This window comes from Blastococcus sp. SYSU DS0541 (assembly GCF_054050875.1).
The window spans coordinates 1-14730 of record NZ_JBJHAD010000005.1 but is presented as its reverse complement, the minus strand read 5'-3'; the positions used below and the strand labels follow the sequence as shown (position 1 = coordinate 14730).

Here is a 14730-nt window from a genome sequence, read left to right as displayed (position 1 = left end):
CGGCTCACCGGCCGACGCGACGACGGCGTGTCCTCCCGGCGTGGCGCGGCGTGTCGTCACTGCGCGCAGGTCTGAGGCCATCCGCCGGTCAGCTGCTGACCTCCACCAGGTCGACCACGAACACCAGCGTCGAGCCGCCGGGGATGGGGCCGCGGTCGGCGTCGCCGTAGCCGAGCTCGCTGGGGATGGTGATGACTCGCCGGCCACCGACCTGCATGCCGGTGATCCCCTGGTCGAAGCCCGGGATCACCTGGCCGGCGCCGAGGGTGACGGGCAGCGTCTCGTCCGCCCCGCGGCTCCAGGAGGAGTCGAACTCCTCGCCGGTCTCGTAGAACCCGCCCACGTACTTGACCGCCACGGTGCTGCCCTCCACGGCCTCCGCCCCGTTCCCCCGCACGACGTCCTCGACGACGAGCTCGGTCGGCGCGGGGGCGTCGGAGGCGGGCACCTCGGGGGCCTCCGAGAGGTCGGTGCTGATCTGCTCCGCGACCACCGACGTCGGGTCCTCGGACGCCGACGGCGACGCGTCCTCCCCACCGCAGGCGGTCAGGACGACGGACAGGGTGAGGGCGAGCAGCGCCCCCGGGACGGTGCGGCGGGTCATCGGTACTCCTGGCCGAGCGGGCGCTCGTGTCGGGCCGGCGAGGCGGTGGGCGCTCGCCGCGGGCAGGGCGGCGGGGCGGCTCGGGCCCCGGGAGCCATCGTCCCAGAACCGCCCGGGCCGCCCGCGGACCGCGGTCAGGCGACGCCGAGGGCGTCGGCCAGGCGGTGGTGCACCGCCGCCTCCTGGCCGCGGCTCTGCCGTTCGAGCGTGCGGGCCAGCGCGCGGCGCGCCCAGCCGTTGCTGGGCGCGAGCTCCACCAGCCGGGCCAGCGCGTCCTCGGCCGGGCGCAGCTGCGCGGAGCCGTAGTAGGCGCGGGCGAGCAGTTCCAGCGCCGCCTCGTTGCGCGGCTCGGCGTCGACGACCGGCTGCAGGAGCCGCGCGGCCGCGTCGGGCTGCCCCATGTTCAGCAGCAGGTCGGCGCGGAGGAACTCCGAGTGCAGGTCGATGGGCTGGGTCATGCCCCGCGCAACGCGGGCGGGGCAGGAGCACTTCCCGCTCACTCCTCCGGTTCGGGGTAGCGGGCGCCCGCGGCCAGCTCGGTACCGTCGGCCACCCGGGCCCGGCGCCCGACCAGCGCGATGTCGCCGTCCCCACCGACCGACGCGCCGCTCCCGACGTCGACCCCGTCGTCGAGCACCGCGCGGGTCACGGTCGCCCCGGCCCGGACCCGGACGCCCGGCAGCAGCACGGAGTCGACGACGGTGGCGCCGCGTTCGACCACCACGCCCGGGGAGAGCGCCGAGCCGCGCACGTTGCCGGAGATCCGGGTACCGCCGGAGAGCAGGCTGTTCTCGATCCTCCCGTCGTCGAGCACCCGGGCGGCGCTGTGCCGCCCGCCCCGGGTGTGCACGGGCCAGCGCGGGTCGTCGAGGTCCAGCGGCGGCTTCTCGTCGAGGAACTCGCGGTTCGTCCGCCAGTAGGACTCGATGGTGCCGACATCGCGCCAGTAGCCGTCCAGCGGGTAGGCGCGGGCCAGCCCGTCCTCCGTCTGCGCCGGAAGCAGGTGGTCGCCGAGGTCCTCCAGGCCCTCCTCGCCGACATCGCGGCTCAGCGCCTCCAGCCGGTCCAGCGTGGGCTCCGGGGAGAAGACGAACACCTCGTTGGTCGCCGTCGTCGTCGCCGGGTCGTCGGGCTTGTAGGCGTAGCCGGTCACCCGGCCCCCCGCACCGACCTCGACGATTCCGTAGCGGGAGGCGTCGTCCGCCTCGACCTCGGTGGTCACCATCGTCACCTCGGCACCGGAGCCGAGGTGGCTGTCGACGACGTCGCGGTAGTCCAACTTGTAGACGGCGTCGGAGCTCACGACCACGAGCGCGTCGGGGGCGAACTGCCGGATCAGCTCGGACTGCCGCCACAAGCCGTCGGCGGTGCCCTCGGTGAAACCGCCCCGCTCGCTGCCCTGGAACGGCGGCAGCATCATGAGGCCGCCGTTCGTGCGGTCCAGGTCCCAGGGGCGACCGCCGCCCAGGTGCTCGTTCACCGACTGCGGCTGGTACTGCACCGACACCCACACGTCGGCGATCGACGAGTGCTCGCAGTTCGACAGCGGGAAGTCGATCAGCCGGTAGACCCCGGCGAAAGGGACGGCGGGCTTGGCCCGCTGCTCGGTGAGCAGTTCCAACCGGTTGCCCTTGCCACCGGCGAGCACGAGCACGAGGACCTTGGGGAGCGCCATGCGCGGCTCGCTACCCCGTCGCCGGGCCGCGCACCCGCCGCTGTCAGCGCCCCCTTACGGAGCCGACGAACCCGGCGATCCGCTCGTGCAGCTGCGCGGCCCGCTCGGCGACCACCTCCGCGGGGTCGCGGTCGCGCAGCCACGGAGGGATCTCCGTGCGCACCCGCGGGGAGCAGCGCAGGTCCGCGCAGATGTAGGTGCCCACGGTGTTGCCGTTGCGGCCGGCGTCCCCGGTGCGGCGCGCGGTGAACAGCGAGACGGCGTCGCCGGACTGCGCCGTCTGGCAGAGCAGGCACATCGCCGCCGTCCGGCCGGACATGCGGCTCTCGGCGGCCCGGACGGCGATGCCGACGGTCCCGTCGTCGACCTGCGCCACCAGGTAGCCCCGCAGCGGCGCCCTGGGGTCGCGCCAGCCGAGCACCTCGTGCTCGGCCCAGTCGAGCTCGCGGAAGTCCTCCGGGAGCGTGAGGGTCCTCGCCTCGCCGCGCGAGCAGTTGACGAACGAGCGCCGGACCTCGGCCTCGGACAGCGGTGTCACCGGTGGTGCCTCTCTCTGGTGGTGCGGGTGCCGACCGAGGATCCTCGGTGATCGGCCCCGTGCGCTCACCTGGTTTTCGGCAGGCCGCTCAGGCGGGGAGCTCACCGCCCGGCCCGGCCGCCTCGGCCAGCAGCCGGTCGCGCTGCTCGGCCGGGAGGCGGTCGACGTAGACGGTGCCGTCGAGGTGGTCCACCTCGTGCTGCAAGCAGCGGGCGGCCATGCCGGTGGCCTCGATCGTCACCGGGTCGCCGTGCAGGTCGACGCCGTCCACCCGTGCCCGGAAGGCGCGTGGCAGCTCGGCGTAGGGGCCCGGCACCGACAGGCAGCCCTCCTCGGTGACCTCCTCCGCCGGGTCGTCGCCGACCGGCGGGAGCGTCGTCAGGACGGGGTTGACCACGTAGCCGATGACGTCCTCGCCGTCGGCGTCCGGGCAGTCGATGACGAAGACGCGGGCGTCCACGCCGATCTGGTTGGCGGCCAGCCCGACGCCGTCGGCGGCCTCCATGCTGGCGAACATGTCGAGCACCAGCCGCCGCAGCGCGTCGTCGAAGACGGTGACCTCGGTGCAGCGGCGGTGCAGGACGGGGTCGCTGCCGTAGGTCACGATCGGCCGGGCGACGCCGTCGTAACGGCCGAACAAGCGCATGCGGCGATCCTAGGGACGCCCCACCGGCGGACGGGCCCCCGCCGGGCGCTTGGCACGATGCCGGGGTGCGCCCGACCCCCGATCCCGCGACCGCGCTGGGGCTGGGCCTCGGCGCGCTGGCCGACCTCGCGCTCGCCGATCCCCGGCGGGGTCACCCGGTGGCCGGTCTGGGCCGCGCCGCCGCCGCGCTGGAGCGGCGCGCGTGGCGCGACTCCCGCGCCGCAGGCCTCGGCCACTGGGCCGTCGTCGTCGGGGGTGCGACCGCGCTCGGGGTGGCCGCCGACCGCGCCACCCGCTCCTCCCCGGCGCTGCGCACGGTCGTGACGGCGGCCGCGACCTGGGCCGTCCTGGGCGGGACGTCGCTCGGGCGGGTGGCCGGCTCGATGCACGCGGCGCTGGCCGCCGGCGACCTGCCCGCGGCCCGCGCCACGCTGCCCGGGCTGGCCGGGCGCGACCCGCGCGGGCTCGGGGAGGGTGAACTGGCCCGCGCGACGGTGGAGTCGGTCGCCGAGAACACCTCCGACGCCGCCGTCGCCCCGCTGTTCTGGGGAGCGGTGGCGGGCGTGCCGGGACTGCTGGGCTACCGGGCGGTGAACACCCTCGACGCCATGGTCGGGCACCGGTCGGCGCGGTACGCCCGGTTCGGCTGGGCCGCGGCCCGCGCGGACGACGTCGCGAACTGGGTCCCCGCCCGGCTGACGGCGGCGCTGACGGTCGGCTGCGCCCCGCTGGTGGGCGGGTCGGCCGCCGGAGCGCTGCGCGCCTGGCGCCGCGACGGCGCCGCCCACCCCAGCCCCAACTCGGGGCGCTGTGAGGCCTCGCTGGCCGGCGCGCTCGGCCTGCGCCTGGGCGGCCGCAACGTCTACGGCAGCCGCGTCGAGGAGCGGCCGGCGCTGGGAGACGGCCGGCCGCCGGCGGCCGCGGACATCCCGCGCGCGGTGGCCCTCTCCCGCGCGGTGTGGACCGCCGCGGCGGTCCTGGCGACGCTGGCCCGCCGGTCGCGCCCCTGACGGCGGCCGCGCACCGCGCCGCCGGGCGCCGACACCGCGGGGAAGCCGGCCGGGTCCACCCGGGGGTGGCTGGCCGGCGGATCACCCGGTCCGCGGCCACCCCGCAGCGTCACGAGGAGCGTGGACACCGAGAGATATCCCAACCCCAGCAGGACGAGCACCAACGCGACGGTTCCACCTGCATCCATGCCGTCCACAGTGGCACTACCCGGGCTGGCGTTCGGCAGGCCAATCCGGCATGGTGGCCACATGCCACCTGGTCCAGAGAGGTCCACCGGTGCCCGCGAGCTGGCCGCGCTCGTCGGCCCCGTGGAAGGGCTGACCACCCCCCGCTACACGGGCCTGGCCCACCGCGTCCGCGACCTGCTCGCCGCCGGCTCGCTCCCCGCCGGGGTGCGGCTGCCCGCCGAGCGGGAGCTCGCCGCCGCGCTGGACCTCAGCCGCGTCACCGTCGCCTCGGCCTACCGGGTGCTGCGCGAGCAGGGGTTCGCCCGCACGCGGCACGGGTCGGGGACGGTGACCGCGCTGCCCGACGTCCGGTCCGGCTGGACGCCGCCCAGCACCGCCCCCGGTGTGCTGGACCTCGCGCACGCTGCTCCCGAGGCGGCGCCCCAGCTCCTGCCGGCCTACGAGCAGGCGCTCGGCGAGCTGCCGGTGCACGTGGGCGCCCACGGCTACGCGCCCAGCGGGCTGCCGCAGCTGCGGTCGGCCGTCGCCGCCTGGTTCACCGGGCGCGGCCTGCCGACCGACGCGGAGCAGGTGGTGATCACCGCGGGCGTCGGGGACGCGGCCGCCCTCGTCCTCGGCACCCTGCTGGAGCCCGGTGACCGGGTCCTTGTCGAGCACCCCACGTACCCCGGCGCGGTGGGGCTGGTCACCGCGGCCGGGGGACGCTGCGTCCCCGCGCCGGTCGATCCCGCCGATCCGGACGCCCTCGTCGGCACCGCCCAGCTGGTCGCGCGGCAGAGCAGCCCGCGCATGGCGTACCTGATGCCCGACTGCTCGAACCCGACCGGCGCGGGCCTCTCGGCGACCGGCCGCCGACGGGTGGCCGCGACCCTCTGGCAGCACGGGGTCCTCACCCTGGCCGACGAGGTCGCCGCCGGGCTGGAGCTGGACGGCCCGCCCCCGCCGCCGTTCGCCGCCGGTGTCCCCGACGCGGCGACGGTCACCGTCGGCGGGCTGTCCAAGGCGGTGTGGGGTGGGCTGCGCATCGGCTGGCTCCGGACGGAGCCGGCGCTCGCCGCCCGGCTGGGCCAGGCGCTCAGCCGGCGCCAGCTCTCGGTCGGGGTGCTCGACCAGCTGGCGGCCACGGTGCTCGTGCGGCAGCTGGACGAGATCCTCGAGCACCGGCGGGCCCAGCTCCGGGAGCGGCGCGACGTCCTCCTCGCCGAGCTGGCGGCGCGGCTTCCCGCATGGACCGCGCCGTCCCCCGCCGGCGGGCTCTCCGCCTGGTGCCGCCTGCCGCCGGGGACCAGTTCGGCGGCGCTGACCTCGGCCGCCGCCGACGTCGGCCTCCTCCTCGCCGACGGCCGGGCGTTCGGCACCGGGCACGCCTTCGACGACCACCTCCGCCTGCCGTTCACGCTGCCCCCGGAGCGCCTCCGCGCGGCCGTCGGCGTGCTGGCCCGGCTGGACCAGCAGTCCCGCGCCACCACACGCACCGTCGCCCCGCCGCGCCCGCTCACCGTCGTCTGAGCCCAGCTGCTGCAGGCACCGCCGAGGGGACGTACCGTCCATGCATTCGGGAGGTCCGGTCCTTCGCGGGGCCGGGGCCCCGGGGTGTCGAGACTCCGGCAGCCCGGGCCTGCCGGCAACGGCACGCCTCCGCCGAGGAGGTCGACCATGTCGTCACCGGCGCTCCCCCGTTCCCGTCCCGACACGCGGTCCCCCCACGCCCGGGGCCAGGACACCCGCCGCACCGTCACCCGGCACCCCGCGCGGTCCTCCCCGGTCGCCGGCCGCTACCGCCTCGACCGGCACACCGGGCAGTGGTGGTGGTCCCCCGAGATGCAGGCGCTGATCGGCGCGGCCGCCGCGCCCTCCACCGAGGCCCTGCTCGCCGTCCAGGAGCCCGACGACGGCGCCCGGGTGCTCGCCGCGCTCTCCGCCGGGCATCCGTTCGCCGTCGAGACGCACGTGCGGCGCCCCGCCGGGACGCCGCGTCCGGTGCTGCTGGTCGGCGAGCCGGACCGGGACGACGCCGGTGAGGTGCGCGCGGTGGAGGGCCTCTGCGTCGACCTCACCGGCGCGCGTCCCCCCGCACCCGACCCGGCCGGGACGGACGCGCTCCTGACCGAGGTCGAGCAGCTGCGGGTGGCCATGGTCAGCCGGGCGGTCATCGAGCAGGCCAAGGGCATCCTCATGCTGCTCACCGGGTGCGCCGAGCAGGCGGCGTTCGACCTGCTGGCGCACATCTCCAGCAACACCCACCGGAAGGTGCGGGACGTCGCCCAGACGATCACCGACTCGGCCACGGGCCGCTGCGGCCTGCCCGACGACGTGCGCGCCATCCTCCGCGACGCCTGCCCCCCGGGGTAGCCGCCGCCCTGCCACCGAGCGGGGTCCGGCAGGATCGGGGCAGCCCGCGGTGTCCGGGGTCGCGGCTCCCGGAGCCGCCGAGGAGGGAGCCTGCGATGTTCTACGTCCTGGCCCGGTTCGTCCTGCGGCCGCTGTTCTTCCTCATGTGCCGGCCGACGATCACCGGGCGCGAGAACGTGCCGCTCGACCGCCCGGTGATCCTCGCCAGCAACCACCTGTCCTTCATCGACAGCATCGCGATCCCGCTGGCCGCCCCGCGCCGGGTCGCCTACCTGGCCAAGGCCGAGTACTTCACCGGCCGGGGGGTCGGCGGGTGGCTCACCCGCACGCTGTTCACCGCCCTCGGCGCCTACCCGGTCGAGCGGGAGACCCACCGGGCCGCGCAAGCCGCCCTGGACACCGCCCTGGGGATCCTGCGGGGCGGCACCGCCTTCGGCCTCTACCCCGAGGGCACCCGCTCCAAGGACGGCCGACTGGCCCGTGGCAAGACCGGCGTGGCCTGGCTGGCGCTGACCGCCGACTGCCCGGTCGTCCCGGTCGCGGTGCGTGGCACCGACCGGGTGCAGCCGGTCGGCGCCCGCTGGGCCCGGCCGCACCGCATCGCCATCACCTTCGGCGAGCCGCTGACCTTCCCGGAGTTCGCGGGCCAGGCCAACCGCAACCGCGCCCGCCGCGAGGTGACCGACCGGATCATGCTGGCGATCGCGGAGCTCTCCGGGCAGGAGAAGGCCGGCTGGGACGCCCCCCGCGAGACGGCGTGAGCGGGGCGCTCCTCGTCGCCGGCACGACCTCCGACGCCGGCAAGTCGGTCGTCACCGCGGGGATCTGCCGGTGGCTGGTGCGCCAGGGCGTGTCGGTGGCCCCGTTCAAGGCGCAGAACATGAGCAACAACTCCATGGTCACCCTCGACGGGGCCGAGATCGGGCGCGCCCAGGTGATGCAGGCCGCGGCAGCCCGGGTCGAGCCCGAGGCGGCCATGAACCCGGTGCTGCTCAAGCCAGGCGGTGAGAACTCCAGCCAGGTCGTGGTCCTGGGCCGCCCCGTGGCCGACGTGACCGCGCTCTCCTACCGGCCCATGAAGGCCGCCCTGCTGGAGCAGGTCCTCCAGTCGCTGGCCGACCTGCGGTCGAGGTTCGACGTCGTCGTCTGCGAGGGCGCCGGCTCCCCCACCGAGATCAACCTGCGGGCCGACGACATCGCGAACATGGGGCTCGCCACCGCCGCCGGCCTGCCCGTCGTCGTGGTGGGCGACATCGACAGGGGCGGCGTCTTCGCCGCCCTGCACGGCACGGTGGCGCTCATGCCGCCGGCCGACCAGCGGCTGGTCGCCGGCTTCCTGGTCAACAAGTTCCGCGGCGACGTCCGCCTGCTGCGCCCCGGGCTGGACCAGCTCACGGCGCTCACCGGCCGGCCGACCCTCGGCGTCCTGCCCTGGGCCGCCGGGCTGGAGATCGACGTCGAGGACTCGCTGAACGTGCCCACGGCGCCGTCGGGGACGGCACCCGTCGGCGAGGACGTGCTGCGCGTCGCGGTGGCGCGCGTGCCCCGCCTGTCCAACTTCACCGACCTCGACGCGCTCGCCGCCGAGCCCGGGGTGCTGGTGCGGTACGCCACCCGCCCGGAGGAGCTCGCCGACGCCGACCTGGTGGTGCTGCCGGGCAGCCGCGCGACCGTCGCCGACCTGGCCTGGTTGCGCAGCACCGGCCTCGCCGACGCGGTGCTGCGCCGGGCGGCGGACGGCGCACCGGTGCTCGGCATCTGCGGCGGCCACCAGATGCTGGCGCGCACGATCACCGACGAGGTCGAGTCGCGGGCGGGCACGGTGGCGGGGCTCGGACTGCTGCCCGCGGACGTCCGCTTCGCCCCGGGGAAGACGCTGGCCCGCCCGGTGGGCAGCGCCCTCGGCGAGACGGTGCACGGCTACGAGATCCACCACGGGGTCGTCACCGTCGACGGCGACGCCGAGCCCTTCCTCGACGGAGCCCGGGTGGGCGCGGTCTTCGGGACGACGTGGCACGGCGCGCTCGAGAACGACGGCTTCCGCCGCGCCTTCCTGACCGAGGTCGCCCGGATCACCGGCCGCCGGTTCGTGCCGGCACCGGCGACGGAGTTCGCGGCGGTGCGCGAGGCCCGGCTGGACCGCCTGGGCGACCTCGTCGCCGAGCACGCCGACACCGACGCCCTGTGGCGGCTCATCGAGGACGGGCCGCCCGCGGGCCTCCCGCTGCTGCCGCCGGGCTCGGGCTTCAGCCCTCGGTGAGCCGCGCCCGCACGTCGTCCGGCCACGGGGTGGCGCGGCCGCCGGCGATCGCGACGTAGGTGGTGCGGACGACGCAGCACACCCGCTCGCCCACGCGCACGGTGAAGCGCACCGTCACGCTGGTTCGGCCCACCTTCTCCGTCTCGGCGTCCACCACGACGGTGTCGCCCCAGCGGGCCGACGACATCCACTCCAGCGAGCTCGCCTTGACCAGCGGGTCCACGCCACGGGCGACCAGGTCGTCCCAGTCGAGCCCGTGCGCGGCCCACCACCTGTTGGACGCCTCGTCGGCCCACGTCAGGTAGTGGGCGTTGAAGACGACGCCCTGCTGGTCGCACTCGACGTATCGGACGGGAGAGCTCCACACCTGCGGCACGAGGCGCCACGCTAGCCGGGCGACCGTCTACCGTCGTCGCGTGCCCGCCGCTCCGCTGCCTCCGCCGCCCACCGACGACCCGGTGCTCGCCGGCTACCGGACGCCGGGTGGCCTGGTGCTGGACAAGGTGATCGACCACCTGGACACCCACTGCCGGGAGTTCATCGCGCACTCCCCCTTCGCGACGCTGGCCACCGCCGACGCGGAGGGCTGGCCGGACGTCTCCCCTCGCGGGGGCGACCCGGGGTTCGTCCACGTCCTCGACGAGCACCGGCTCGTGCTGCCGGACCGGCCGGGCAACAACCGGGTGGACAGCCTGCGCAACGTGGCGGTGAACCCACGCGCCGCGCTGATGTTCCTGGTTCCCGGCGTCGAGCAGACGCTGCGCGTGTACGGGACGGCGTCGCTCGTCCCGCCCGGCGACCTCCCGCTGGACCTCGCCGAGTTCGGGCGCGCGCCGCTGTCGGTGCTGGTCCTGGAGGTCCGGCGGGCGTACTTCCAGTGCCCCAAGTCGGTCATGCGCTCGGGCCTGTGGGACCCGGCGAAGCGGATCGATCCGAAGGTGCTCACCCCGTTCGGCCGGGTGCTCAAGGACCACTGCGCGCTGGCCGACGACCTGCCCGACGACGCCACCATCCGGGCGGAGCTCGCCCAGGAGCTGTGAGGAGGAGCCGGCCTCAGCCGGCGCGCAGGTCCCGGGCGAGCTTCCGGTCGGCGACGGCGCGTTCGGCCATCGCGCGCATGCGCAGCCGGCGTCGTCTGCGGCTCGAGCCGAGGTAGCGCGCGTCCTCCACCAGCTGGAACGCCGCGAGCACGCTCGCCTTGACCTCCCGCGCCCGCGGGGCGGCGGGGCGCGCCGGTTCGGCCGAAGTCATGTGGAGCCCCCCTCTCCCGGGGCGCCGCCACGCTCCCGCAGCTCCATGGTTGCCCCCGGACCGCCCCGGCCAACCCCGACTGTGACCGATTGGTGCCGATGGGTCACATGGGACGAGCGGTGATGCTCCTGTGTCCTCGGCCACGTCCGCGGCGGCGGTGGCGAGGGCTCCGTACGGTGCTCGGCATGGCCTCTCTCCGGCGGCTCGGGCGGACGGCGGCGCGGACCGCCGGGCGCGTGCTGCGCCTGCTGCGGACCCCCACGCCCGGCGAGGTGCGCCGGCGCCCGGCGACGTCGGCCCGGCCACGACGCACCGGCGCGCCCGACGTCGACTACCGCCCGCGCGACGACGGCCGCCCCGATCCCGGCGAGGTCGTGTGGGCGTGGGTGCCCTACGAGGAGGACGACGGCCGGGGCAAGGACCGGCCGGTGCTGGTCATCGGCCGGCGGGACGACGACCTCCTGGGCCTGATGCTCACCAGCCGCGACCACGACCGGGACGCCACCGACGAGGCGCGCCACGGCCGGTCGTGGACCGACATCGGCACCGGCGGCTGGGACCCGCGGGGCCGCCCCAGCGAGGTGCGGCTGGACCGGCTGCTGGTGCTGGATCCGGCGACCGTCCGCCGCGAGGGCGCCGCGCTGGACCGGGCCCGGTTCGACCGCGTCGTGGCCGAGGCCCGTCGCGTGCAGGGCTGGTGACGCGGGGTCAGTCCGCGACCGACTCGTCCCGCGCCGGCCGCCGCACCGGGGGGCGCAGGTTGTAGACGCCGACGCCGTCGCCGATCGGCTCCAGGTCGTAGCGGTGCACGACCTTGGGCCCGCCGTGGAGGTGGACGTGGGTGACCGTCGGCAGCGGGTCACCGTGCCGGGCCTCCCGGATCTGCACGCGCCCGTCGAGCGGGCCGCCGACGAACAGCAGCACCGCGTCGTCGGCCCCGGCCCCCGTGGTGGCCGCGTTCTCCTCGGACAGCTCCGCTCTCCTCCCGCTCGTGCGCCGGTCCACGAGGGTAGGCGCGTCACCGGCGCACGTCAGGCCCCCGACCGGCGGACCGGGGAATCGGCCGGTCAGCCCGGCGCGGGCCGCCGGAGCAGGCGCGCCACGAGCGGGGCGCTGAAGAGCATCACGAACAGCCGCAGCACCTGCACCGCCAGGACGAAGGTGGTGTCGGCGCCGGAGTCGCGGGCGGTGGCCAGCACCGCGTAGAGACCACCGGGGGTGGTGGCCAGGTACCCGTCCAGCGCGCTCGCCCCGGTGGCGGCCGCCAGCAGGCCGCCGAGCCCGGCGCACGCCAGCACCAGGACCAGCACGATGGCCAGCGCCAGCGGCAGGACCCGCCCGATGGTGCGCAGGCTGCCGCGGGTGAAGCTGACGCCCACCTGCAGGCCGATGACGAGGAAGGCGGCGCTCTCCACGGGCACCGGCACGCTCGCGCCGCCGGCGAGGCCGGTCAGGTCGGCCACCGCGGCCACCACCAGCGGGCCGAGCAGCGCTGCGACGGGCACCCGCAGCAGCCGGCCCGCGACCAGGCCCACCACCGCGCAGGCCGCGGTGAACACCAGGCCGGCCGGCCACCCCGGCCCACCGGAGCCCTCGGGGGCCAGCCCCGCCCCGGCGGCGGCGCCGTAGGCGGTGGTGGCCACGACCGGCATGAGCAGGACGATGAGCAGCACGCGCAGGTACTGCAGCACCGCGACCATCCGCTCGTCGGCGCCGAGCTCGCGGGCCATGACGACGATCCCGGACGCGCCGCCGGCGATCATGGCGAAGGCCCCGGTCACCGGCGTGATGCCCGGGTGCAGCCGCAGCACCAGCCCGGCCACCAGGCTGAGCAGCAGCGTCGCGACGGTGACCAGCAGCACCGGCAGCCAGTCGGCGGCCACCGCGCGCAGCGTGCCGACGTCGACCAGCGCACCCATCGACACCCCGATGACGGCCTGGGCGGCGGTGCCCGGGCCCTCGGGCACCCGGGCCGGTGCGGGCACCGCCAGTGCCCGGACGAGCCCGGCGACCAGGCCCCCGAAGAGGGCGGGCGAGGGCAGGCCGGCGAGCCCGAGCAGCAGGGCCAGCCCGACGGCGCCGGCGACGACGGCGGCCGCGTCGAGCAGCGCACCCCACCGGCCCCGCATCAGCCCCCCGCTCCTCCCACCCGCCGGCGACCACTCTGCCGGGGCGCGGGGGCGCGCGTGCGGGCGGTCACCCCCCCCCGGTGATGCACCGCAGCTCGGCGACGTGGGCGCCGAAGGCCGCCCGCCCGGTCTGCGTCAGCGCCAGGCTGGTGCGCACGCGCGACGCCGCCGACGGTCGACCGCCATCAGCCCGCGGAGCCGGCCGGGTGGACCACAGCGCACCGAGCGTCAGCCACGGGGAGGGGAAGGAGCACGACGCGACGAGCAGGAACGTCGGTCACGTGACGCCACACGCCTGTTACACGCGACGTGGTCTCATGGCCGCCGAGCCCGTTGCGACAGCGAAGAGGAGACGTGACCGATCTGCGGCACCACGGCGACGCCGAACTGGCGCCCGGCCTCGTCGACCTCGCCGTCAACGTGCGGGCCGGCACCCCGCCCGCGTGGCTGCGCGCGGTGCTCCGGGAGGCGCTGGACGACAGCGCGGGCTACCCCGTCCTCTCCCCCGCCCGCGCCGCGGTGGCCGCCGCGCACGGCCGCCACCCGTCCGAGGTGCTGCTGGCCGCCGGCGCCGCGGAGGTGTTCGTGCTGCTGGCCCGGGCGCTGCGGCCCCGCCACGCCGTCGTCGTCCACCCCTCGTTCACCGAGCCCGAGGCCGCGCTCCGGGCCGCTGGGCACCCGGTCACCCGGCTGCTGCTCCGCGAGGCCGACGGCTACCGGCTAGACCCCGCGGTCGTCCCCGACGACGCCGACCTCGTGGTGCTCGGCAACCCGACCAACCCGACGTCGGTGCTGCACCGGGCGGCCGACCTCGCGGCGCTGGCGCGGCCGGGGCGGGTGCTCGTGGTCGACGAGGCGTTCGCCGACACCGTGCCCGGGGAACCGCAGTCCCTGGCCGGCCGGGCCGATCTGCCCGGCCTGCTCGTGGTGCGCAGCCTGACCAAGACCTGGGGCCTCGCCGGGCTCCGGGTGGGCTACGCCCTCGGGCCGCCGGACCTCGTCGCGGCCCTGGCCGGGCAGCAGCCCCCGTGGCCGGTGAGCACCCCGGCGCTGGCCGCGCTGATCGCCTGCACCACCCCGGCGGCCCGCGCGGAGGCGCACGACGCGGCGGTCGCGCTGACCGGTCACCGGGCGACGCTGCTCGCCGTGCTGCCCCCGGAGGTGGCGGTCCTCGGCGACCCCCGCTCCTCGTTCGTCCTGCTGCGCGTGCCGGACGGCGACCGGGTGCGCGCGGACCTGCGCGCCGCCGGCTGGGCGGTCCGCCGCGGCGACTCGTTCCCCGGCCTGACCCCTGACCACCTGCGCGTGGCGGTGCGCGATCCCGGCACCTCCCAGGCCTTCGCCGCGGACCTCGCTGGGATCCTGTCCCGGACACCTCGACCGGGCTCCGCGGAGGAGATCCCGACCGGCATCCCGGAGGAGATCCGCTGAACGCCACCCCGGTGCCCCCCGAGTCGGGCACGGTCTACCCCGTCGGCCTGCGACTGCGCGACCGGCCGGTCGTCGTCGTGGGCGGCGGCCGGGTCGCCCACCGGCGCGTCGCCGGGCTGCTGGAGGCCCGCGCCCGGGTGACGGTGGTCAGCCCGGAGGTCACGCCGGCCCTCGAGTCGCTGGCCGCGGCGGGCAGGACGACGTGGCACCGGCGCACCTACCGCCCCGGAGACCTGGACGGCGCCTGGTACGCCGTCGCCGCCACCGACGACCCCGCGGTGAACGCCGCGGTGGCCGACGAGGCGGAGCACGCCCGCATCTTCTGCGCGCGGGCCGACGACCGCGCCGCCTCCAGCGTCTGGACCCCGGCGATCGGCCGGCAGGGCGACCTGGTGGTGGGGGTGCACGGGGGCGGCGACCCGCAGCGGGCGATCGGGGTGCGGGACGCGATCGTGGCCGGGCTGACCGACGGCAGCATCCGCGACCGCGCGGCCCGGCCGGCTCCCGCGGGCAGCGTGGTGCTGGTGGGTGGGGGTCCCGGTGACCCCGGGCTGATCACCGTGCGCGGCCGCCAGGCCCTGGCCACCGCCGACGTCGTCCTCGCCGACCACCTCGGCCCCCAACCCCTGCTCGCCTCCCTGCCCC

General features: G+C 76.8%; 18 protein-coding genes. 9 read left to right on the top strand and 9 right to left on the bottom strand.

Annotated features, from left to right (window positions below; translation table 11 throughout):
- Positions 1–88: 88 nt before the first annotated feature.
- The 5 genes from ACI794_RS07220 to def all read right to left on the bottom strand — a co-directional run bounded on the left by ACI794_RS07220 (position 89) and on the right by def (position 3463).
- Positions 89–604 carry an FKBP-type peptidyl-prolyl cis-trans isomerase gene (locus ACI794_RS07220; RefSeq protein WP_456604200.1) on the bottom strand — a complete coding sequence of 172 codons (516 nt, stop codon included), beginning with the start codon at positions 602–604 and terminating at the stop codon, positions 89–91.
- Positions 605–738: 134 nt separating this feature from the next.
- Positions 739–1062, bottom strand: coding sequence for a tetratricopeptide repeat protein (locus ACI794_RS07215; RefSeq protein ID WP_456604201.1), 324 nt, complete (start codon positions 1060–1062; stop codon positions 739–741).
- A 38-nt stretch (positions 1063–1100) separates the two neighbouring features.
- Entirely contained in the window at positions 1101–2279 is a 1179-nt protein-coding gene (locus ACI794_RS07210) for a glucose-1-phosphate adenylyltransferase family protein (RefSeq protein WP_456615991.1), read from the bottom strand.
- A gap of 43 nt (positions 2280–2322) precedes the next feature.
- Positions 2323–2817 carry an FBP domain-containing protein gene (locus tag ACI794_RS07205; protein WP_456604203.1) on the bottom strand — a complete coding sequence of 165 codons (495 nt, stop codon included), beginning with the start codon at positions 2815–2817 and terminating at the stop codon, positions 2323–2325.
- A gap of 88 nt (positions 2818–2905) precedes the next feature.
- Positions 2906–3463 carry a peptide deformylase gene (gene def / locus ACI794_RS07200; protein WP_456582681.1) on the bottom strand — a complete coding sequence of 186 codons (558 nt, stop codon included), beginning with the start codon at positions 3461–3463 and terminating at the stop codon, positions 2906–2908.
- A gap of 65 nt (positions 3464–3528) precedes the next feature.
- Between def and ACI794_RS07195 the strand changes: the two genes are divergently transcribed.
- From ACI794_RS07195 to ACI794_RS07175, 5 genes are all read left to right on the top strand, one after another.
- Positions 3529–4473, top strand: a complete 945-nt coding sequence (locus ACI794_RS07195) for a cobalamin biosynthesis protein (protein WP_456615990.1) — start codon at positions 3529–3531, stop codon at positions 4471–4473.
- Between the two features lie 249 nt (positions 4474–4722).
- Positions 4723–6171, top strand: a complete 1449-nt coding sequence (gene yczR / locus ACI794_RS07190; protein ID WP_456615989.1) for a MocR-like transcription factor YczR — start codon at positions 4723–4725, stop codon at positions 6169–6171.
- A gap of 147 nt (positions 6172–6318) precedes the next feature.
- On the top strand, positions 6319–7014 hold the full coding sequence (locus ACI794_RS07185) for an ANTAR domain-containing protein (protein ID WP_456615988.1): 696 nt from the start codon (positions 6319–6321) through the stop codon (positions 7012–7014).
- Between the two features lie 95 nt (positions 7015–7109).
- Positions 7110–7775 carry a lysophospholipid acyltransferase family protein gene (locus tag ACI794_RS07180; protein ID WP_456615987.1) on the top strand — a complete coding sequence of 222 codons (666 nt, stop codon included), beginning with the start codon at positions 7110–7112 and terminating at the stop codon, positions 7773–7775.
- Entirely contained in the window at positions 7772–9274 is a 1503-nt protein-coding gene (locus ACI794_RS07175; RefSeq protein WP_456604208.1) for a cobyric acid synthase, read from the top strand. The genes ACI794_RS07180 and ACI794_RS07175 overlap by 4 nt, the downstream gene beginning before the upstream one ends.
- Here ACI794_RS07175 and ACI794_RS07170 read toward each other — a convergent pair.
- Positions 9261–9650 (bottom strand): acyl-CoA thioesterase, encoded by a 390-nt coding sequence (locus ACI794_RS07170; RefSeq protein WP_456615986.1) that lies wholly within the window; start codon positions 9648–9650, stop codon positions 9261–9263. The two genes, ACI794_RS07175 and ACI794_RS07170, sit on opposite strands and share 14 nt — an antisense overlap.
- Positions 9651–9690: 40 nt before the next feature.
- Between ACI794_RS07170 and ACI794_RS07165 the strand changes: the two genes are divergently transcribed.
- The gene (locus ACI794_RS07165) at positions 9691–10314 is read left to right on the top strand and encodes an MSMEG_1061 family FMN-dependent PPOX-type flavoprotein (protein ID WP_456615985.1); all 624 of its coding nucleotides are present in this window, start codon (positions 9691–9693) and stop codon (positions 10312–10314) included.
- Positions 10315–10327: 13 nt separating this feature from the next.
- Here ACI794_RS07165 and ACI794_RS07160 read toward each other — a convergent pair whose 3' ends face one another.
- The gene (locus ACI794_RS07160; RefSeq protein ID WP_456582673.1) at positions 10328–10525 is read right to left on the bottom strand and encodes a hypothetical protein; all 198 of its coding nucleotides are present in this window, start codon (positions 10523–10525) and stop codon (positions 10328–10330) included.
- A gap of 185 nt (positions 10526–10710) precedes the next feature.
- Between ACI794_RS07160 and ACI794_RS07155 the strand changes: the two genes are divergently transcribed.
- Positions 10711–11226: a type II toxin-antitoxin system PemK/MazF family toxin gene (locus tag ACI794_RS07155; protein ID WP_456604211.1), complete on the top strand. Its 516-nt coding sequence runs from the start codon at positions 10711–10713 to the stop codon at positions 11224–11226.
- A gap of 7 nt (positions 11227–11233) precedes the next feature.
- On the opposite strand, the gene ACI794_RS07150 is transcribed toward ACI794_RS07155, so the two are convergent.
- Together ACI794_RS07150 and ACI794_RS07145 are read right to left on the bottom strand one after the other, a co-directional pair.
- Positions 11234–11530 (bottom strand): hypothetical protein, encoded by a 297-nt coding sequence (locus tag ACI794_RS07150; RefSeq protein ID WP_456604212.1) that lies wholly within the window; start codon positions 11528–11530, stop codon positions 11234–11236.
- Between the two features lie 62 nt (positions 11531–11592).
- Positions 11593–12654: an AbrB family transcriptional regulator gene (locus ACI794_RS07145; protein WP_456604213.1), complete on the bottom strand. Its 1062-nt coding sequence runs from the start codon at positions 12652–12654 to the stop codon at positions 11593–11595.
- A gap of 354 nt (positions 12655–13008) precedes the next feature.
- Between ACI794_RS07145 and cobC the strand changes: the two genes are divergently transcribed.
- Together cobC and ACI794_RS07135 are read left to right on the top strand one after the other, a co-directional pair.
- Complete coding sequence (gene cobC / locus ACI794_RS07140; protein ID WP_456604214.1) at positions 13009–14085, top strand: Rv2231c family pyridoxal phosphate-dependent protein CobC; 1077 nt, start codon at positions 13009–13011, stop codon at positions 14083–14085.
- A gap of 11 nt (positions 14086–14096) precedes the next feature.
- Positions 14097–14730, top strand: a 634-nt coding sequence (locus ACI794_RS07135) for an NAD(P)-dependent oxidoreductase (protein WP_456604215.1), incomplete at its 3' end; no start/stop codon positions are given.

Excerpts from the sequence above, each read along its gene's own strand:
- ACI794_RS07220 (WP_456604200.1), bottom strand. The coding sequence starts at position 604 with ATGACCCGCCGCACCGTCCCGGGGGCGCTGCTCGCCCTCACCCTGTCC.
- ACI794_RS07215 (WP_456604201.1), bottom strand. The coding sequence starts at position 1,062 with ATGACCCAGCCCATCGACCTGCACTCGGAGTTCCTCCGCGCCGACCTG.
- ACI794_RS07210 (WP_456615991.1), bottom strand. The coding sequence starts at position 2,279 with ATGGCGCTCCCCAAGGTCCTCGTGCTCGTGCTCGCCGGTGGCAAGGGC.
- def (WP_456582681.1), bottom strand. The coding sequence starts at position 3,463 with ATGCGCTTGTTCGGCCGTTACGACGGCGTCGCCCGGCCGATCGTGACC.
- yczR (WP_456615989.1), top strand. The coding sequence starts at position 4,723 with ATGCCACCTGGTCCAGAGAGGTCCACCGGTGCCCGCGAGCTGGCCGCG.
- ACI794_RS07185 (WP_456615988.1), top strand. The coding sequence starts at position 6,319 with ATGTCGTCACCGGCGCTCCCCCGTTCCCGTCCCGACACGCGGTCCCCC.
- ACI794_RS07180 (WP_456615987.1), top strand. The coding sequence starts at position 7,110 with ATGTTCTACGTCCTGGCCCGGTTCGTCCTGCGGCCGCTGTTCTTCCTC.
- ACI794_RS07160 (WP_456582673.1), bottom strand. The coding sequence starts at position 10,525 with ATGACTTCGGCCGAACCGGCGCGCCCCGCCGCCCCGCGGGCGCGGGAG.
- ACI794_RS07155 (WP_456604211.1), top strand. The coding sequence starts at position 10,711 with ATGGCCTCTCTCCGGCGGCTCGGGCGGACGGCGGCGCGGACCGCCGGG.
- ACI794_RS07145 (WP_456604213.1), bottom strand. The coding sequence starts at position 12,654 with ATGCGGGGCCGGTGGGGTGCGCTGCTCGACGCGGCCGCCGTCGTCGCC.